This is a genomic window from Ruegeria sp. AB6 (assembly GCF_056542685.1).
Genome location: NZ_JBQGAD010000016.1, coordinates 24,332 through 43,412, shown reverse-complemented (window position 1 = coordinate 43,412; position 19,081 = coordinate 24,332). Strand labels below are relative to the sequence as shown.

Genomic DNA, 19,081 nt, shown 5'->3' with positions numbered 1-19,081 from the left:
GGGGACGGGAGAAAGGGCAGCGCCCTTACTCCTCAACCTCCGCATCCAGGAGTTCCATATTCAGGCCGAGGCCACGGACTTCTTTAACCAGAACGTTGAACGATTCCGGTACGCCCGCTTCAAAGTTATCCTCGCCCTTGACGATCGACTCATAGACCTTGGTCCGGCCGGCGACGTCATCCGATTTCACGGTCAACATCTCCTGCAGGGTGTAGGCGGCGCCGTAAGCTTCCAGAGCCCAGACCTCCATCTCACCAAAGCGCTGACCACCGAACTGCGCCTTACCGCCCAGCGGCTGCTGGGTGACCAGGCTGTACGGCCCGGTCGAACGCGCGTGGATTTTGTCGTCCACAAGGTGGTGCAGTTTCAGCAGGTACTTGATGCCCACGGTGACCGGACGCGCAAATTGCTCACCGGTGCGACCGTCGAACAGAACCGACTGACCGCTTTCCGAGAAGCCAGCACGCACCAGCGCGTCGTTGACGTCAGCCTCTTTGGCACCGTCAAAGACCGGGGTTGCGATCGGAACACCGCGGGTTACGTTGCCCGCAGCCTCAATCAGGCCATCCTCGTCCAGACCCGTGATGCCTTCTTCGTAGACATTCTCGCCATAGGCCAGCTTCATCGCTTCGCGCACCGGGGTCAGATCGCCGGACCGGCGGTATTCACCCAGAGCGTCGTCGATGTTCAGACCCAGACCGCGCGCGGCCCAACCCATGTGGGTTTCAAGGATCTGACCAACGTTCATACGCGAAGGCACACCCAGAGGGTTCAGACAGAAGTCAACCGGAGTACCATCGGCCAGGAACGGCATGTCTTCCATCGGAACAACCTTGGAGATCACACCTTTGTTCCCGTGACGACCGGCCATCTTGTCGCCCGGCTGCAGCTTACGCTTCACGGCGATGAAGACCTTGACCATCTTCATCACACCCGGCGGCAGGTCGTCGCCACGGCGGACTTTCTCGACCTTGTCTTCGAAACGGGCGTCCAGAGCACGCTTTTGCACTTCGTACTGCTCGTTCAGAGCCTCAACGATCTGTGCGTCCTGCTCGCCTTCCAGCGCCAGCTGCCACCATTGGCCACGGGTCAGGGTTTCCAGCAGCTCCTCGGTGATCACCGACCCTGCCTTGACACCTTTCGGGCCTTTGACAGCGGTTTTACCCAGGATCAGGCCCTGCAGACGCGCATAGATGTTGCGGTCCAGGATCGCCAGTTCGTCGTCCCGGTCACGGGCCAGACGTTCGACTTCCTCACGCTCGATCTGCAGCGCACGCTCGTCTTTCTCGACACCGTGACGGTTGAAGACGCGAACCTCAACGACCGTACCGTAATCGCCCGGCTTCACGCGCAGCGAGGTGTCGCGCACGTCAGATGCTTTTTCACCAAAGATGGCGCGCAGCAGCTTTTCTTCCGGGGTCATCGGGCTTTCGCCCTTCGGAGTGATCTTGCCGACCAGAATATCGCCCGGCTCAACATCCGCGCCGATGTAAACGATGCCCGCCTCGTCGAGGTTGCGCAGCGCTTCTTCACCGACGTTCGGGATGTCGCGGGTGATCTCTTCCGGACCCAGCTTGGTGTCACGGGCGGCGACTTCAAACTCCTCGATATGGACCGAGGTAAAGACGTCATCGCGCGCGATACGTTCGCTGATCAGGATCGAGTCTTCGTAGTTGTAACCGTTCCACGGCATGAACGCGACGACCACGTTCTTACCAAGGGCCAGTTCACCCATATCGGTCGACGGACCGTCGGCAATAACCTCGCCTTTCTGGACGGTGTCACCCACCTTGATCAGCGGACGCTGGTTGATGCAGGTGTTCTGGTTCGAACGCTGGAACTTGCGCAGACGATAGATGTCAACGCCAGCGTCGCCCAGTTCCAGATCTTCGGTGGCGCGGATAACGATACGCTGGGCATCGACCTGGTCGATGATACCGGCGCGTTTCGCCTGGATCGCGGCGCCTGAGTCGATCGCAACCTTTTCCTCGATCCCGGTACCAACCAGCGGCGCTTCGGCGCGCAGCAGCGGAACCGCCTGACGTTGCATGTTCGAGCCCATCAGAGCGCGGTTCGCGTCGTCATTTTCAAGGAACGGGATCAGCGATGCAGCTACTGATACCAGCTGTTTCGGTGACACGTCGATCAGGTCCACATTCTCGCGCGGGGCGAGAGTGTAGTCACCGGCCTGACGGGTCGACACCAGATCGTTGATGAACTTACCATCAGCGTCCAGAGTCGCGTTCGCCTGCGCCACGGTGTGACGCATTTCCTCGGTCGCGGACATGTAGTGAACCTCATCAGTCACCTCGGCGTCTTTGACTACGCGGTACGGTGTTTCGATGAAGCCATACTTGTTCACGCGGGCAAAGGTGGCCAGCGAGTTGATCAAACCGATGTTCGGACCTTCAGGCGTTTCAATCGGGCACATCCGGCCGTAGTGGGTCGGGTGAACGTCGCGCACTTCAAAGCCTGCACGTTCACGTGTCAGACCACCCGGGCCAAGCGCCGAGAGGCGGCGTTTATGGGTGACTTCAGACAGAGGGTTGGTCTGGTCCATGAACTGAGACAGCTGCGACGAGCCGAAGAATTCACGAACAGCAGCCGCAGCCGGTTTCGCGTTGATCAGGTCCTGAGGCATGACGGTGTCGATCTCGACTGACGACATACGCTCTTTAATCGCGCGCTCCATGCGCAGCAGACCAACGCGGTACTGGTTCTCCATCAGTTCGCCCACCGAGCGCACACGACGGTTGCCGAGGTGGTCGATATCGTCCACGTCGCCTTTGCCGTCACGCAGCTCAACCAGCGCCTTGATGCAGGCCACGATGTCTTCGCGGCGCAGGGTACGCAGAGTGTCAGGCGCGTCCAGAGCCAGACGCATGTTCATTTTCACGCGGCCAACAGCGGACAGGTCATAGCGCTCGCTGTCGAAGAACAGCGTGTCGAACAGGGCCGAGGCCGCTTCGACGGTGGGCGGCTCACCCGGACGCATGACGCGGTAGATGTCCATCAGCGCGGTTTCGCGGCTCATGTTCTTGTCCTGAGCCATAGTGTTGCGCATGTAGGGACCGACATTGACGTTGTCGATGTCCAGAACCGGGATGTCGGTGATGCCCGCATCCATCAGGTCCTTGACGGTGCCACCGATCAGGTCGCCGTCCTTGTCGTATTCCAGGGTCAGCTCATCACCGGCTTCGACATAGATCGCGCCGTTTTCTTCGTTGATGATGTCCTTTGCGACATACTTGCCGACGATGTTGTCGAAGGGAACTAGCAAGTCGGTGACGTTGCCTTCGTCTATCAGCTTCTTCACGGCGCGCGGCGTGACTTTCTTGCCCGCTTCGGCAATCACTTCACCTGATTTCGCGTCGATCAGGTCGTATGTCGGACGGGTCCCGCGCACACGCTCGGGGAAGAACGGCGTGACCCAGCCTTTCTTCTTGTCCAGCTTGTAGGACACGGTGTTGTAATACGCGTCCATGATCGCTTCCTGATCCAGACCCAGTGCGTACAGCAGGGTGGTCACAGGCAGCTTGCGGCGACGGTCGATACGGGCGAACACGATGTCCTTGGCGTCGAACTCAAAGTCCAGCCAGCTGCCGCGATACGGGATGATGCGGCAGGCAAACAGCAGTTTACCGGACGAGTGGGTCTTGCCCTTGTCGTGGTCAAAGAACACACCGGGCGAGCGGTGCATCTGGCTGACAATTACACGCTCGGTGCCGTTCACGATGAACGTTCCGTTCGGTGTCATCAGGGGCATGTCGCCCATGAACACGTCCTGTTCCTTGATGTCTTTGACCGATTTCGCGCCGGTGTCCTCATCGACATCAAACACGATCAGACGCAGAGTAACCTTCAGCGGCGCGCTGTAGGTCATGTCGCGCTGCATGCACTCTTCGACATCATATTTGGGTTTTTCCAGATCGTATTTCACGAACTCCAGCACAGAGGTTTCGTTGAAATCCTTGATCGGGAAAACCGACTGGAACACGCCTTTGATGCCTTCGCCGTCTGTGGGCTGTTCTGCATCGCCGGAGCGCAGGAAAAGATCATATGAAGATTTCTGGACCTCAATGAGGTTCGGCATTTCCAAAACTTCGCGGATTTTGCCGTAATATTTACGAAGACGTTTCTGGCCAAGGAACGTTTGAGCCATGTCAGATGTCACCTTTCGATGTTCTCAGCGGGCAAAGACACCGTCGGGCCCCGGCATCTTGCACAATCGAGACGACACGTCCGGATCAATTCGTGGCCACCGTCCCGAAGGTGGCCTCCCGATCCGAAAACCGTGTCTTAGAAAACGCCCCAAGACATGAGGCCCTTTCTAAGACAGGTTCGGCTGGACCCGGATTTCTCTGGGTCCAGCCTGAATTTTCGGCGCATCAGCGATGCACCTGTCGGTTGGCTTAGGCCAGCTCGACTTCGGCGCCAGCTGCTTCCAGCTTGCCTTTGACTTCTTCGGCTTCGTCTTTCGACACGCCTTCTTTGATCTTGCCGCCAGCTTCGACCAGTTCCTTGGCTTCTTTCAGGCCCAGGCCGGTGATGCCGCGAACTTCTTTGATCACGTTGATTTTCGAAGCGCCGGCGTTCTTCAGAACGACGTCGAATTCGGTTTTTTCTTCCTCAGCTGCGCCACCGGCGTCGCCACCAGCTGCGACCATTACGGCGCCGCCAGCTGCGGGCTCGATGCCGTATTCGTCTTTGAGGATGGTTTTCAGTTCTTGTGCTTCCAGCAGGGTCAGACCCACGATGCTTTCTGCGAGTGCTTTCAGATCAGCCATTTTATCAGCTCTTTCCGTTTACAGTGTGTGTTCCAACGTCAGGGAGTGTTCCCTACGCAGATCATTCAGTGCCAACCGCTTACGCAGCTTCCGCCTTCTCTTCGATGGTGGAAAGGATGCTTGCGATGTTGCTTGCAGGTGCGCCAATCGCGCCGGCGATGTTCGAAGCAGGTGCGCCAATGCAGCCCACGATCGAAGCAATAAGCTCCTCGCGAGACGGCATTTTCGAAACTGTTTCCACGCCTTTGCGGTCCAGAGCGTTCTCGCCCATTGCACCGCCAAGGATTTCGAACTTCTTGTTCTCCTTGGCGAAGTCTTCGGCCACCTTGGCTGCTGCCACGGGGTCCTCGGAATAGGTCAGAACGGTCATACCCGTCAGCAGGTCAGCGATGCTCTCACATGGCTTTCCGTCGAGGGCGATTTTGGCGAGCCTGTTCTTGGCAACACGCACGGCACCACCCGCGTCACGAGCACGTGCGCGAAGGTCCTGCATCTCGGCAACTGTCAGACCGGCGTAGTGAGCTACCACTACGACGCCAGAGCTTTCGAAGATTTGGCCGAGTTCCTCGACCACTTTCTCTTTCTGGGCTCTATCCACAGTTCTCTCCAAGTTTGGGATGTTGGACATCCCGGCTCATATTTGCTGCGGTCGAAACCACAGCGTTCAGGTCCGTTGTTACGGGATTGGCCAAAATGCGCCCGAGGATCGCGACCCTCAGAATTCTTTGGTCTTACCCGTCTCAGGCAGGAGATTAAGGGGCCATATGGCACCACCCACCGTCTTGGACGAAACGAAATAAAGCGCACGACGAATCGCACGCTTTACTCCGCAAGTCTCTTTAGGGCAGATGGCGTGGGTTTCCAAGAGGTAAATTGCGGATTAGGCGCGGTTTTGCCATGGCATTGACAAGGGCTGCAACTGCCCGTCCATTGGGCAGATTATCAGACACGCCTGGACACGGTTCCCTCCAAGAATGCACCCCCTTTCGGACGAAGAATTTCACCGCGCCTCTCGCTATGTGGACGAGTTCGCTCGGCAAATCGGGGCCAATCCGGTTGGTGCGTTCGATTGCATCTACCGATCTCATGACTTTCCTGACACGCGCATGGTGATTAAACTGCGTGCTGCTCATGAGGTGTACGCCCTCAAGATTGACATCGACTCCCCTGGCACCGGACGACTGAAACAGGAATTCGACCACCTCACCGCGTTATCGGAGTATTTTTCGCCTAAAAAAGAGTCCGGCGTCGCGCACCCGGTCTATCTTTCGCCGTCTCAGGCGTTCTTTGTCACCCCCTTCATCGACCGACCAACCGCCGCAGACCTGATCCACAACAGCATAGATGACGCCCAAGTCGCCCAGATCTATCGCCGCGCCGGCGCGTGGCTGAACGATCTACATTCTTTCCGTCCGTCCAAGGAGTACGGATTTCGCCCCAAATGGATGACTGACCTGATCGCAGAGTTAAACGCACAGGTTCCACCTTCGGTTCGAGCAGAAAGTGACGTCATGCTCAGGGTGCTGTTGGCCGAGATGGCTGACCTGAGGGGCGCGCCCGAGACCCAGGTCCTGGCCCATGGTGATTTCCACAGCCAGAACCTGATTGTCGGGCGAGGGCAGATGGTCGGGCTGGATTTTACTGAAACCCGCGAAAAACTGGCGGTTTATGATGTTGTAGACTTCCTGAAGTCAGATGTTTTCCGCAACGCGCCGACCGACGCCATTGACCGCAGTGGAATCGTGCAAGCCAACAAACAGATGTTCCTACGTCGATATCGCCACCCGTTCCGTATGGACGTCCTCGATTTCTGTCTGCGTGCCCGACTATTGATTGACTGGCTGTCCCTTTGGCAAGCTGATCACCCATATAGCGCCTATGATGAGGACAGTCGGCAAAGGCTCGGCGACCGGTTGCGTCTTGCGTTCCAAAAGCCCTGACTACACTGACGCTTTTTTGTAACGACATGGAAAGGTTTTGATATTTACCCTCTCGACCTGCACCAATATTTTGGTCCAGATTGCCTCGAAAAAATGATCCGTGATCCGGATCTTCATCAGCTACAGGTGTTCGTATTCAATGGTACTTCGCAGCTTTTTTGCCCAGGACAGTGAAGCTCTGATCGTCACGTCCAGCCCCGACAGCTCGATTGAAGGCGATCCGATCATCAACAACTCGGACACCCCCGACGGAACGATTTTTGAATACTCCGGAGGCTTTGGCACCACTGTCATGCTGGATGACACCAGCGGAAGCCCTAACGTCTTCAACGATGACCAAGAAGCCGGGCACGTCATCACGGATGGTGGCGGTATCGTCGCCGACGGTACCCAGGTCGAATCCGAATCCATCATCGTTGTCCGCGCCCTCGACGAAAACGGAGTACCTACCGGCCCCGAGATCGAGATTTATGTCTTTTCGCAAAATGGCATCACCTCGGACGTTTGGGGTTTTGCAACATCCGAACCGCTGACACCCGGCACGTCCTACATCAAGATTTCCGGTTCCAACGCCGGGTCGTCTTCCTATGATGACTATATCCCTTGCTTTGGCCCCGGCACGTTGATCGAAACCGTCGATGGCGAAATCGAAGTAGCCCTGCTGAAAAAAGGTCAAATGGTCTGGACCCGCGACGCCGGGTTCCAACCCATTCTGTGGATCGGCACAACCGAAGCGCAAGGCACCGGCGCCTTTGCCCCTGTCGTGATAGAAAAAGATGCGATTGGAAACAGCCGCAAGCTTATCTTGTCGCCACAGCACCGGGTACTGGTCTCGGCCCCCGTCACCGACATGCTGTTCGGCTCATCCGAAGTCTTCGTTGCCGCCAAACACCTGTGCGGCCTGCCTGGCGTTGAAATCTGCGAAATGGACAGTATCACCTACACGCATTTCATGTTCGACCGGCATCATATCGTCCGCTCAAACGGGGCACTGACTGAAAGCTATTTCTTTGGCGACACCGCCAAACACGCCCTGTCAGAGGCCCAACGGTCCGAGATTCTAACCCTATTCCCCGTGTTGAAATTCGGAGTCTCTGCTTTCGGCGAAACCGCGGCCTCGACCATCAGCGCCCGTGAGGCAGAGGTTCTGCGCGCCTACCTGTAAAGACAAAAAAACCGGGCTGCATTTCGGCAACCCGGTTTCAAATCTGCATTGACTGAAGGGCTTATTCGCCCGACGCAGCCGCCACATCCAGGGTCACACCGGGGCCCATGGTCGAGCTCAGTGCGATCTTTTTCATGTAGGTGCCTTTTGCACCCGACGGCTTGGCCTTGGCCACAGCCGAGACGAAAGCACGGACGTTTTCGGCCAGCTTAGCTTCGTCAAACGACGCTTTGCCAACGCCTGCGTGCACAACGCCGCCTTTTTCCGCCTTGAACTGAACTTCACCGCCTTTGGCTGCTTCCACGGCCGCTTTCACGTCCATGGTCACGGTGCCAACCTTGGGGTTCGGCATCAGGTTGCGGGGGCCCAGAACCTTACCCAGACGGCCAACGATGGGCATCATGTCCGGGGTGGCAATGCAGCGATCGAATTCGATGGTGCCGCCCTGAATCGTTTCCATCAGGTCTTCTGCGCCAACGATATCCGCGCCTGCTTCTTTCGCTTCGTCCGCCTTGGGACCACGCGCGAACACAGCAACGCGCATCGCTTTACCGGTGCCGTTGGGCAGACCAACAACGCCACGAACCATCTGGTCTGCGTGACGAGTGTCAACGCCCAGGTTCATCGCGATTTCGATGGTCTCGTCGAATTTCGAGGTTGCATTGGCTTTGACCAGGGCAACTGCATCTTCGACCGACAGGTTTTCTTTGCCGGCGACAGCTTCGCGCGCAGCGCGGGTGCGTTTACCAAGTTTTGCCATCTTACTTCACCTCGATGCCCATGGAGCGGGCCGAGCCCAGGATGATCTGCATTGCGCCTTCGATATCGTTGGCATTCAGATCTTTCATTTTGGCTTCGGCGATTTCGCGAACCTGCTTCGAGGTCACGGTTGCCACGGTCTCGCGACCGGGGTTTTCCGCGCCACGGGGGCGGTTACGCTTGCCAACCGGCTTCAGGCCAGCGGCTTTTTTCAGGTAATAAGACGCGGGCGGCGTCTTGATGTCCATGGTGAAGGACTTGTCCTGATAATAGGTGATCACGGTCGGGCAAGGGGCGCCTTGCTCCATGTCTGCGGTCTTGGCGTTGAACGCCTTGCAGAATTCCATGATGTTGATGCCGCGCTGACCCAGCGCCGGACCAACTGGCGGCGAGGGGTTCGCCTGACCTGCAGGAACCTGCAGCTTCATTGTACCAGCAAGCTTCTTGGCCATTTGGTTTTCCTTTCAACTCGGGTGAAACGCGTTTCACCCAGACTATGTTGCGTGGTTCGATCGGGATCGCGATCCCAGCAACCTCCCACGAGAGAATCTCGCCCGAAGACGATAGAGGCGGCATTTATAGTGGAATGGTGGGGTTGGCAAGTGGATGTCGCGCTATTGCCAGTTTGACTTTTTGTATTGTCCGGACCTCAGTGGCTTTTGGGAACAATCAAACAGAATAATTCATCTGAATACATAAGTTGCGTCAGAGAACAAGGCGGGTATCTTGGAGCAAATTGGCTACAAAAGAAGTGATCAGGGATGGCGTCATCTCGGCTAAACAAGGGGCTACTTATATGTGTGCTCCTAGCTATGTTGCCCGGATGCGGCAGCAAAGCTCAGGATCAGGGTGGTGCGTCCGACGCAACTTCCCAAACCAGCGTGTCCAACACCGATGCTGCTTTCGCTGCGACAGGAATTGATCCCAGCACCTATTCGGGTCAGTTTCAGGTCAAGCTGACCAAGGAAGTTCCGCTGCGCGATATTCCGGTCCCCTTCACAGTCTACGCGGGCCTGGAGGAATCCAGCCCAACTCGGCTGCGATTGCGGGCGTTCATGGATTTGCGCGGATTGCAGGAAAAGGCACCGCAAATACTGACCGGTCCGTTGGAAGAAACCTGCAAGCGTCAGATCTATCTCGACATCCAAGACGTCACCGCCATAGGTGAAACCGTAAAGGTTAAGGGTTCGGCTCGTGCTCAATTCACGCGGTGCAAACGGAATGAAGAACCGGGCTTTCAATATTTTGGGGCCACGGTAGATGCAATTGCTGTCGCCAAGGCGGAAGTTAAGGGCCAATGCCTTACATTCAGTATCGAAAGCGCGGACCTCAGCCCGCGTGGGTTCATCGGAACTGTTACCAATCTTTTCGGGCTGACCGACCGCATCAACGAAGCGGTCCTTGAAAAGGGTGGAGAGTTTCTGGCAGCCAACCCGGTTTGCCCACCACTGCCAGAAGAATTCACGGTTCTTGATCCAATTTACGAGTCTGGTGGAACACGTGAAGTTGCACCCGGGGGAATGGGCGCTGCTGTTGTTGGATCAGCCGACGTAAGCGCCGAGACAATAGTCAAAGTTCTTGCGGGTCTAAAGAACCTTGGTGTTTTGGAGTTTGCTGAATGAGACTTTGGTTAATTATCCCAGTCTTGATGGCAGCCGTTGTAGGTGCCCGAGCCCCATACGCCCAACAGGTGGATTTTATCATCGACGCGACATTGCCAGTTCGCGATACGGATTTGCCCTACAAGCTAAATCTGACCCTAACTGCCGTTGACACTACACGGATAGGCGTCGGAGCATTACTCGACTTACGGGGCGCACAGAAAATTGTGCCCGAAAGACTGGCTGACAACGCGATAGTCGATAATTGCGGTCTGCAAGTCAGGCTAGATGACATAAGCTTTGGGGCCAAGGACGATGCAATTGATTTAGACGGCGAGGTTACTGTTGCACTCTTTGAGTGCAGCCGCACCAGTGAGCGCGATTTTCAACGCGGCCAAGAAAAGAATTCCATTCTGGCGAACATGTCCACCGAAGCGACTGTCGAACTGCGCGACAATTGCGCCTACATCAAACTAATCGATCTCACACTCACGGCGCCGGAAGCGCAGCGCGAACAAATCTTGGAAGACGACACCCTCGAGTCCGTAAAAGAACTGATGCTGGCAGCTGTAGATCTTGTGCTCAACGAAACCCCATTGTGCCCGGAATTGCCGGCAGAACTCGCTTCACTTGATCCGGTCTACGAAAGCGGTGGCCCGCGCGAGATCGGAGACGGTGGACTTGGTATATTGCTTGACGGGTCTGTTGATGTCAGCCCGTCAACAATTCTGGATGTATTGACGGTGCTTCAGCAACAGGAACTCATTCCCGGTCGGCCCTAACCTCGGAGTGTTGCAACCGTTTCTTGCCAAAAAAGCGCCGCAGTGTTTTGGGCAGCGCGGGCGTTCCATTTCCAGGCACAGAGCGTTTAGCCCTGCTTCGTAACCTGCGTAAAGTCCAGCTCCACCGGTGTTTCCCGACCAAAGATCGAGACCGAAACTTTCAGCTTCTGGATCTGGTCATCCACGCCTTCGACCATGCCATCAAAATCCTCGAATGGGCCGTCGTTGACCTTGGCCTTCTCGCCAACTTCACAGCTGATCATCAGTTTCGGCGCTTCTTCGCCTTCCTGAACGCGGTTGATAGAGTTCACTAGGTTATAACCCTGTTTCTGCATCGCGCCTCGGGAAAAACCTCCGCCAGCAAAGCAAATCCCCGCGCACCGATCACGTCTTGGCTATTGTGACACTGCACGAGGGGCAGTTGTGCTATAGTGACTGCAACTATACGTATTTGGCGGAGGTTTATTATGATCATTCGATTCATCACAACACTGAGCATCGCGCTCTCGCTTGCCATTACAGCTCCACAGGTGGCCCGAGCGGATGCGGGCGAAATTCTTGGCGGTGCCGTCGTGGGTGGCGTCATTGGCTACGCAATCGGTAAAGAGCAAGGAAAGAAGCAATCCAGCCGATCGACAACAACGCGGACTTACAGATCGGGTATTCCGTCCACCTCACAGGGGGCTCAAACACAGACTGCCCTGAACTATTTCGGCTACAATGCCGGACGAGTCGATGGCCAAGTCGGGGGCGGTACCCGCGCCGCGATCGAGCGGTATCAGGCATCGATGGGCTATCCGGTCAATGGCTATGACTTCCCCCCCTATCAAAGCGACTTTCTGAACCAGGCCTACTACTGGGCGACCAGCGGCGGGCAGGCCGCGACGCAACTGTCGGGTCAGCCACTTTTGTTTGCCTATCGTCAGCAGGTTCACAGTGGTGCAGCGCTGGCGGCTGCCCCGCAGCCCCAGGCTCAGGCTCCGGCCCCTATCACTCCGGTTGTGACTGCCCAGCCCGAGACCACACCCACAGAAGCCCCAACCGAAACCGCATCGACGGGCAGCTTGCCCAGCCTCTTTGCCGGTGGCACAGCACGGCCCTCACTTGCCAACCGGTGCAGTGCGGTGATGCTGCAAACCTCGACCAATGGCGGATACACCACACTGGCCAATATGTCGGACCCAGATTTCGCCCTGAGCGAGCAGTTCTGCCTGGCCCGTAGCTATGCCATGGCGCGTGGTGAAGAACTGATCCAGGACATTCAGGGCCTGACCCCCGATCAGATCAGCACGCAATGTGCCGCCTTTGGTGACACCCTGTCGCCGCAGGTGGTTGCGCTTTCGCTCAGCTCGAAAGCCGATGCGGAAAGCCAGATGCGCAAATTCGCTCTGGATACCGGGCTGAGCCCAGCCGATCTGTCCGCCACAAGCAAGGTCTGTCTGTCGCTCGGCTACCGTCAGGACAACATGGATACCGCAGTTGGCTCGGCACTGATGCTGGTCGCCTTGGGTGAGCCTGCCTACGGAGAACTGGTCGGCCACCACCTGCGCGAAGGCTTTGGGGTGCAGGAACGTCAGGACCTTGCAATGCAATGGTATGACGCAAGCCTGTCGGCGCTTGACGCCGGATCGCAAGCGGTGTTCCTGCCGTCGCAAACCGACCGCCCGCAGCTTTTGCGTGCGGCCATGGTGCAGGCGCAATAAGCGGAGCGTTAAAAACCAACTTTTGTGGCACTGAAAAGAAAAACGCCGCGTTGCTCATGGCAGCGCGGCGTTAGAAATTGCTGTGAAGGCTTAAATCAGCCCTGCTTGGTCACCTGTGTAAAGTCCAGCTCGACCGGTGTTTCGCGGCCAAAGATCGAGACCGAAACCTTCAGCTTCTGGTTCTCGTCGTCCACGCCTTCGACCATGCCGTCGAAATCCTCGAACGGGCCGTCGTTGACCTTGACCTTCTCGCCGACCTCAAAGGAGATCATCAGCTTGGGCGCTTCTTCGCCTTCCTGAACGCGGTTGAGGATCTGGTTCACCTCAGCATCTCGCATCGGCATCGGGCGGCCTTGCGGGCCCAGGAAACCGGTGACGCGGTTGATCGAGTTCACAAGGTGGTAGCCCTGATCCGACATTTCCATGTGCACCAGCACGTAACCGGGCATGAAACGGCGTTCGGTTGTGACCTTCTTGCCCCGGCGTACTTCGATCACCTCTTCGGTGGGCACCAGAACTTCGTCGATATCGTCCTCAAGGCCGTGTTCGGCCACCGACGTGCGGATCTGTTCTGCGATCTTCTTTTCGAAATTCGAAAGAACGCTGACCGAGTACCACCGTTTCGCCATGAACCTGTCGTCCTTGTTTGCCTTTGGGCCGCGACTGCGCCCGTCGTTTGAATTCAGTTACGTCATCCGGAATAAAAAGCGGCGCGCGGTCCGAATCGCCGCACGCCCATTCCGAAGAGTCCCGCGTGACCTACAAGGACATCGCGTGCTGTGCAAGGGGTAAGCGGTGTTTCCACCCCGCCCGAACGGGTTTAGCCGAACGCACCTAGGATCAGTTGCAGACCCCCGCGAATGCCCAGATCGACCAGCGCAAAGAATACGGCGGTCAGAGCCGCCATGATGAACACCATGACCGTGGTCAGCAGAACCTCGCGGCGCGTGGGCCACACGACCTTTGCTACTTCGGCGCGGACTTGCTGAATGAACTGGATCGGATTCATAGTAGCCATTTGGCGGTGTTCTCTCTGCTAGCGGATGGGCCGGACATAACCGGGCATTGCGGCAATTTCAAGGGCTGTCAGGGCTTGGGCTTGTCGTCCCATTCGTCGCTGAGGATGCGACGGGCATCCCCTTCAGGATCGTCATACTGGTTCGAGCGGACAGTATAGACAAACGCCACCAGCCCAACCCCGCCCAGAAAAAGGGAAATCGGTATCAGATAAGCCAAGACTTCCATCGCTTTACCTTACCCGCAACGCGTTCAAAGACACAGTGATTGATGAGGTCGACATCGCCAGCGCCGCGATCAACGGCGTCGCCAGACCAACCACAGCCAAAGGCACCGCGATGATATTATAGACGGTGGCGATGCGGAAGTTCTCGCGAATCCGTTTTGTGGCTTTGGCAGCGGTATCGCAGGCATCGGCGATAGGTGACAGGTCGTTGCCCAGCAGCACGATATCAGACGCCACCCGCGCCGCATCCAGTGCGGACGCTGGTGAGATCGACACATGCGCCGCCGCCAGCGCGGCCGTGTCATTCAGCCCGTCGCCCACCATCAGCACATGATGGCCCTGATCGCGCAGCACCTCGACATGCGTGGCCTTGTCCTGTGGCAGGGCTTGCGCAATCCAGTTCTGAATGCCCAGCTTACCCGCCAGCGCCTGAACCGCGCCTTGCGTATCGCCCGAGATCAGGATGACCTCTTTGCCCGCTTCGCGCAGCGTTTGGACCGCATCCGCGGCACCAACGCGCAGCGCGTCCGAGAACAGAAATGCCGACGGCGCTTGCCCGGCGATGGCCAGCCATGCGGCGGTCTGGTCGCCCTCTTCCGCGCCGGTCCACACCGCCCGGCCCAGACGGACGCGCTGACCACGATAGGTACCCTCAGTGCCGTAGCCCGGAACCTCGGTGACGTCTTTCAGCGTGGCGGGTTTTATCCCAGCCTCGCGAGCGGCCTTGGTCAAAGCAACCGACAACGGGTGCGAGGACGCCTGGGCCAGGGCCAGCGCGACCTCAAGATCCGCGCGGGAATGGTCGCCCAGATTGGTCAGTTCAGGGATACCAGAGGTCAGCGTGCCTGTTTTGTCGAAAACAACCGTATCAACCTCGGCCAGACGTTCCAGCGCGGTAGAGTGCTTGATCAGCATCCCCTTACGGAACAACCGCCCCGAGGCCGCCGTGGTCACTGCTGGCACAGCCAAGCCCAGCGCGCAGGGGCAGGTAATGATCAGAACGGCGGCGGCGATGTTCAGCGCCGTGCGCACGTCACCGGAATAGATATACCAACCCGCAAAGCTGAGCGCCGACAGGATATGCACACCGGGCGCATAGAGCTTGGCCGCCTTGTCGGCCAGCGAGGTGTATCGCGAGCGCCCCGATTCCGCGATGGCCACAAGATCGGCCATGCGGTGCAGCGAGGTGTCCTCACCCACCGCCGTCGCGCGGATGGTCAGAGGGCCGGTCAGGTTGACTTCTCCAGCGCTGACAGTCGTGCCCGCCTCGGCGAACACCGGCAGGGTTTCTCCGGTCAGTAGGGACCGGTCGAGTTCGGACTGGCCCGAGACAATTTCGCCATCCACAGGTGTCCGCCCGCCGGGGCGGATCAAGATCAGGTCGCCTACGCTCAGCGTGGCAACGGCGACCTCTTCCTCAATGCCATCCACGACCCGAATGGCGCGGGGGACTTCCAGCGCGGTCAGCTCCTCGGCCGCAGATCGGGCAGCGGCGCGGGTGCGGTAATCCAGATAACGCCCGGCCAGCAGGAAGAACGTCAGCGTCAGGGCGGCGTCGAAATAGGCATGTTCGCCGCTGAGCGTGGTTTCCCAAAGCGATGTGACCAGCGCCAACAGGATCGCCAGCACGATCGGCACGTCCATGTTCAGACGCCGCACGCGCAAGGCTGACCACGCATTCGCAAAGAAGGGCTGCGCGGAGAACGCGATCGCCGGCAGCGTAATCGCCGCCGATATCCAGTGGAACATGTCCCGTGTGGCGTCGGACGCCCCGGACCAGACCGAGACCGACAGCAGCATTACGTTCATCGAGGCAAACCCGGCCACAGCCAGCCGCATCAGCAGGTCGCGCCCCGCCTTGTCAGCCTGTGTGGCGGACAGGGCACCGGGGTCCAGCTCATGTGCCTCAAAACCCGCGTTTTCCAGCACCGGGATCAGATCGGCAGCACGCAGATCGGGCGCGGCTTTGATCATGGCGCGTTTCAGGGTCAGGTTGACGCGCGCATCCTCGACGCCAGGAGTGGCGTTCAACGCGCGTTCCACCGTCGCGATACAGGCCGAGCAATGGATGCCCGGCAACGACAGAGCGATTTGCACGTCCTGAGGGATAGGTCGTGCTGGTTCTGCCGGGGCCGCAATGCAACCCGGACAGGCCGCTGTGCCGGAACTGAGCTGCGCCACGATCCCCTACCCTTTCACATAAAGCGGCACGCGCTGAGCGAATTCCGCTCCGCTGTGGTCCTTGGCGACCAGACGGATGTTCCAGTTGCCCTTGCCCAGCGCCGCAGGGGTTGCATAGGCAGTACCGTCAAAGGTGAAATCAGGGGCGAAATCTTCTTTAACATGGGTGGCGCGGCCAACCACGGCCTGCAACTCGGCCACTTCGACCGGAGCGCCGGTTTGATCGGTGATGTGCAGAACCAGCAATCCGCCCGAAACCTCGGCTCGGATGAACCATCCAAGGGCTTGTTGTTCCTGCAAACGCTCGTTGAACTCTTGGCTCGCGACGTAAGAGTTTTTGACCTCTAGCCCCGGAAAGGTTTTCACCGCGCTGTATGCCAGCACCAGATTGACGGCGATGATCACACCAAAGGCCGCGACAAACACGGCCAGCGCGTGTTTTCCGGTGAATTGACGTTCAGCCATGCTCAGTTCCCCCGTCCGTTAAACGTGGTGTCCTTATAAGCGCGTTCGCCGCTTTCCAGATCCTCGACCCAGATGCGCACAGGCGTCACATCCGCAGCAGAAGGGCCGGTATCACCTGCGGTCACCACGTAGACACGGGTCAATTGTGCCGTATCTGCGGTGACATTGACAGTGTCTCCGTCGATGCCCTCGATCTGGATTTGCAAGGCCGGGTCGCCTGCCAGGGTCAGCTTGAACGGGCGTTCCTCACCATGTTTGTTACGCAGACGCACGTCATAGGTGTTGCGGATTGTGCCATCTGAGAGGGTCACGAAGGTCGGGTTGCGCACAGGTGCGACGGTCAGGTCGATATCCGAGCGGATGAACAGCGCAAAGAGCAGCGCAAAACCAACCGCCGCCCACATGGCCGTATACATGATCGTGCGGGGCCGCAGAATGTGTTTCCAGACATTCTTGGGGGTTTCACCCGCCCGTTCGCGGGTCTCGTCACTCAGCGCCATGTAGTCGATCAGACCACGAGGCTTGCCGATCTTGGCCATCATGTCGTCACAAGCGTCGATACAGAGCGCACATGTAATGCACTCCAACTGCTGCCCGTCGCGGATGTCGATGCCCACGGGGCAGACGTTCACGCAGGCCATGCAGTCGATGCAATCGCCCAACTCAGAATCCGCCGTGCGTTTGCCCTTGCCGCGCGGCTCGCCCCGCCATTCGCGGTAGCCAACGACCAGAGTATCCTCGTCCATCATCGCCGCCTGAATACGCGGCCAGGGGCAGGCATAGATACAAATCTGTTCCCGCGCGAAACCACCAAACAGGAAGGTGGTGCCGGTCAGGATCAGCATGGTTGTGTAGGCCACGGGGTGCGCATTGCCCGTCACCAGATCACGCAGCAATGTGGGCGCGTCGGCGAAATAGAACACCCAGGCACCGCCGGTTGCCAAACCGATCAGGAACCAGGCGGTCCATTTCGTCAGGCGCAACCGTGCCTTTCGCATATCCAGCTTTTCTTGTCGGTGCAGACGTAGGCGGGCGTTGCGGTCGCCTTCGATCCAGCGTTCGACGAGAATATAGAGATCAGTCCACACCGTCTGCGGACAGGCATAGCCACACCACACACGCCCCAAGGCCGAGGTGAACAGGAACAGGCCCAGCCCAGCCATGATCAAGAGGCCGGCAACGAAATAAAATTCGTGCGGCCAGATCTCGATCCAGAAGAAGTAAAAGCGACGGTTGGCCAGATCCAGTAGCACCGCCTGATCCGGCAGGCTGGGGCCACGGTCCCATCTGATCCACGGAGTGATGTAGTAAATACCCAGCGTCACCGCCATGATGATCCATTTCAGATTGCGAAACGGACCGGACACGCGCCGGGGGAAAATCGGCTCTCGTGCGGCGTAAAGGCTAGGGGCGGGATCGGAATCGCTCACGGGCTGGCTCCAGACTCACTTCTATTCTGCGCCTTGTCCCAGATCACACCACCCGGCACTTTGACATGGGTCAAAAGCGCATCGTACAGACACCTTTTGTCACAGGTCGCGCGCCTGACGCCTAAGCCACGCGACAAAAGTCTTTACGGCAGGACGCAGGGGCGCATCGCCCAGAATGATATGATAGCCGAAGTCGCCGGGTTCCTGAAACAGTTCGACGATACGACCGGATGATATGTCGCCTTCGACAAAATGCCGCGCGGTCACGGTCACGCCCTGCCCCGCGCGCACCCCATCCAGCAGCAGGTTGCCCGGCAGCGCGATGCGCCCGGCGCCCGGTCCGTGATCAACACCTTGCCGGGCCAGCCATGTGGTTGCCTCGGTCGTTCCGAATTCCTCAAGCCAAGGTAACTGGCTCAGCTCCTTCGCGGTCCAGTCGGTCTTGCCATCCAGCAGGGAAGGTGCGGCGACGATGACCATGGGGCTGGGTTGCAGCATCTCGGCGCTGACACCCGGCCAGTCGCCCGCGCCATAGCGTATAGCCACATCCACCCCACCGGGTGTAAGGCTGACCAGCTTGGGCGAAGGGTCTAGCGCAAGATGGATATCCGGGTATTTGGCCTGAAACGTAGGCAGGCGCGGCATTAGCCAAGATGCCGCGAAGGATGAGGTCAAAGACACATGCACGGGCCGCCCCTGCCGGGCCTTGGTCAGATCAGCGATGGCCGTGCCAATCGCGCCAAAGCCCAGATGCAGGGCGCGGGCCAGCTCCTCGCCTTCCGGTGTCAGGGTCATGGATTTACCGGTCCGGTCCAGCAGGGCCACGCCCAGATGTTTCTCAAGCGCGCGTAATTGCTGACTGATGGCAGCGTGACTGACATTAAGCGCCGCACCAGCTGCAACCACATTGCGCCGCTCGGCGAAGGCAGAAAAGGCCCTTAGGGCCGCCAAAGGGGGCAGAGATAGCCAATCCATATGTAATCCAAACTTACATGTTAGAGTTTCATTTGAGTCGCATTTCAAAG

At 58.3% G+C, this 19,081-nt stretch carries 17 protein-coding genes and 1 pseudogene; 5 read left to right on the top strand and 13 right to left on the bottom strand.

Annotated features, from left to right (window positions below; genetic code table 11):
* Positions 1-25: 25 nt before the first annotated feature.
* The 3 genes from rpoB to rplJ form a co-directional block, all read right to left on the bottom strand.
* Positions 26-4,162 (bottom strand): DNA-directed RNA polymerase subunit beta, encoded by a 4,137-nt coding sequence (rpoB, locus tag ACR0DB_RS21195; protein ID WP_480552811.1) that lies wholly within the window; start codon positions 4,160-4,162, stop codon positions 26-28.
* Between the two features lie 250 nt (positions 4,163-4,412).
* Positions 4,413-4,787 (bottom strand): 50S ribosomal protein L7/L12, encoded by a 375-nt coding sequence (rplL, locus tag ACR0DB_RS21190; protein ID WP_010441182.1) that lies wholly within the window; start codon positions 4,785-4,787, stop codon positions 4,413-4,415.
* Positions 4,788-4,866: 79 nt separating this feature from the next.
* On the bottom strand, positions 4,867-5,385 hold the full coding sequence (gene rplJ, locus ACR0DB_RS21185) for a 50S ribosomal protein L10 (protein ID WP_170774641.1): 519 nt from the start codon (positions 5,383-5,385) through the stop codon (positions 4,867-4,869).
* Positions 5,386-5,761: 376 nt separating this feature from the next.
* Here rplJ and ACR0DB_RS21180 point away from each other — a divergent pair, with 376 nt between their 5' ends.
* Both ACR0DB_RS21180 and ACR0DB_RS21175 read left to right on the top strand, forming a co-directional pair.
* A complete protein-coding gene (locus ACR0DB_RS21180; protein WP_480552810.1) occupies positions 5,762-6,727 on the top strand; it encodes a phosphotransferase family protein in 966 nt (321 codons plus the stop codon).
* Between the two features lie 139 nt (positions 6,728-6,866).
* Positions 6,867-7,892, top strand: a complete 1,026-nt coding sequence (locus ACR0DB_RS21175) for a Hint domain-containing protein (RefSeq protein ID WP_480552809.1) — start codon at positions 6,867-6,869, stop codon at positions 7,890-7,892.
* A 61-nt stretch (positions 7,893-7,953) separates the two neighbouring features.
* Here ACR0DB_RS21175 and rplA read toward each other — a convergent pair whose 3' ends face one another.
* A complete protein-coding gene (rplA, locus tag ACR0DB_RS21170) occupies positions 7,954-8,652 on the bottom strand; it encodes a 50S ribosomal protein L1 (RefSeq protein ID WP_170774647.1) in 699 nt (232 codons plus the stop codon).
* A gap of 1 nt (position 8,653) precedes the next feature.
* Positions 8,654-9,103: a 50S ribosomal protein L11 gene (rplK, locus tag ACR0DB_RS21165; protein ID WP_170774649.1), complete on the bottom strand. Its 450-nt coding sequence runs from the start codon at positions 9,101-9,103 to the stop codon at positions 8,654-8,656.
* Positions 9,104-9,451: 348 nt separating this feature from the next.
* On the opposite strand from rplK, the gene ACR0DB_RS21160 reads away from it, so the two are divergent.
* Positions 9,452-10,273, top strand: a complete 822-nt coding sequence (locus ACR0DB_RS21160; RefSeq protein WP_480552807.1) for a hypothetical protein — start codon at positions 9,452-9,454, stop codon at positions 10,271-10,273.
* A complete protein-coding gene (locus tag ACR0DB_RS21155; protein ID WP_480552806.1) occupies positions 10,270-11,034 on the top strand; it encodes a hypothetical protein in 765 nt (254 codons plus the stop codon). The genes ACR0DB_RS21160 and ACR0DB_RS21155 overlap by 4 nt, the downstream gene beginning before the upstream one ends.
* A gap of 86 nt (positions 11,035-11,120) precedes the next feature.
* On the opposite strand, the pseudogene ACR0DB_RS21150 reads toward ACR0DB_RS21155, so the two are convergent.
* A pseudogene (locus ACR0DB_RS21150) lies at positions 11,121-11,369 on the bottom strand (transcription termination/antitermination protein NusG); the annotation flags it as partial.
* Positions 11,370-11,501: 132 nt separating this feature from the next.
* Between ACR0DB_RS21150 and ACR0DB_RS21145 the strand changes: the two are divergent.
* The gene (locus tag ACR0DB_RS21145) at positions 11,502-12,737 is read left to right on the top strand and encodes a peptidoglycan-binding domain-containing protein (RefSeq protein ID WP_480552805.1); all 1,236 of its coding nucleotides are present in this window, start codon (positions 11,502-11,504) and stop codon (positions 12,735-12,737) included.
* A gap of 95 nt (positions 12,738-12,832) precedes the next feature.
* On the opposite strand, the gene nusG is transcribed toward ACR0DB_RS21145, so the two are convergent.
* The 7 genes from nusG to ACR0DB_RS21110 all read right to left on the bottom strand — a co-directional run bounded on the left by nusG (position 12,833) and on the right by ACR0DB_RS21110 (position 19,031).
* A complete protein-coding gene (gene nusG, locus ACR0DB_RS21140; RefSeq protein ID WP_170774657.1) occupies positions 12,833-13,366 on the bottom strand; it encodes a transcription termination/antitermination protein NusG in 534 nt (177 codons plus the stop codon).
* Positions 13,367-13,557: 191 nt separating this feature from the next.
* A complete protein-coding gene (secE, locus tag ACR0DB_RS21135) occupies positions 13,558-13,755 on the bottom strand; it encodes a preprotein translocase subunit SecE (RefSeq protein ID WP_058272489.1) in 198 nt (65 codons plus the stop codon).
* A gap of 68 nt (positions 13,756-13,823) precedes the next feature.
* Positions 13,824-13,982 carry a cbb3-type cytochrome oxidase assembly protein CcoS gene (gene ccoS / locus ACR0DB_RS21130; protein ID WP_170355309.1) on the bottom strand — a complete coding sequence of 53 codons (159 nt, stop codon included), beginning with the start codon at positions 13,980-13,982 and terminating at the stop codon, positions 13,824-13,826.
* A 4-nt stretch (positions 13,983-13,986) separates the two neighbouring features.
* A complete protein-coding gene (locus tag ACR0DB_RS21125) occupies positions 13,987-16,164 on the bottom strand; it encodes a heavy metal translocating P-type ATPase (protein ID WP_480552819.1) in 2,178 nt (725 codons plus the stop codon).
* A gap of 3 nt (positions 16,165-16,167) precedes the next feature.
* Entirely contained in the window at positions 16,168-16,626 is a 459-nt protein-coding gene (locus tag ACR0DB_RS21120) for a FixH family protein (RefSeq protein WP_170774659.1), read from the bottom strand.
* A gap of 2 nt (positions 16,627-16,628) precedes the next feature.
* On the bottom strand, positions 16,629-18,056 hold the full coding sequence (gene ccoG / locus ACR0DB_RS21115; protein ID WP_480552804.1) for a cytochrome c oxidase accessory protein CcoG: 1,428 nt from the start codon (positions 18,054-18,056) through the stop codon (positions 16,629-16,631).
* Between the two features lie 99 nt (positions 18,057-18,155).
* Complete coding sequence (locus tag ACR0DB_RS21110; RefSeq protein ID WP_480552803.1) at positions 18,156-19,031, bottom strand: LysR family transcriptional regulator; 876 nt, start codon at positions 19,029-19,031, stop codon at positions 18,156-18,158.
* Positions 19,032-19,081 lie beyond the last annotated feature (50 nt).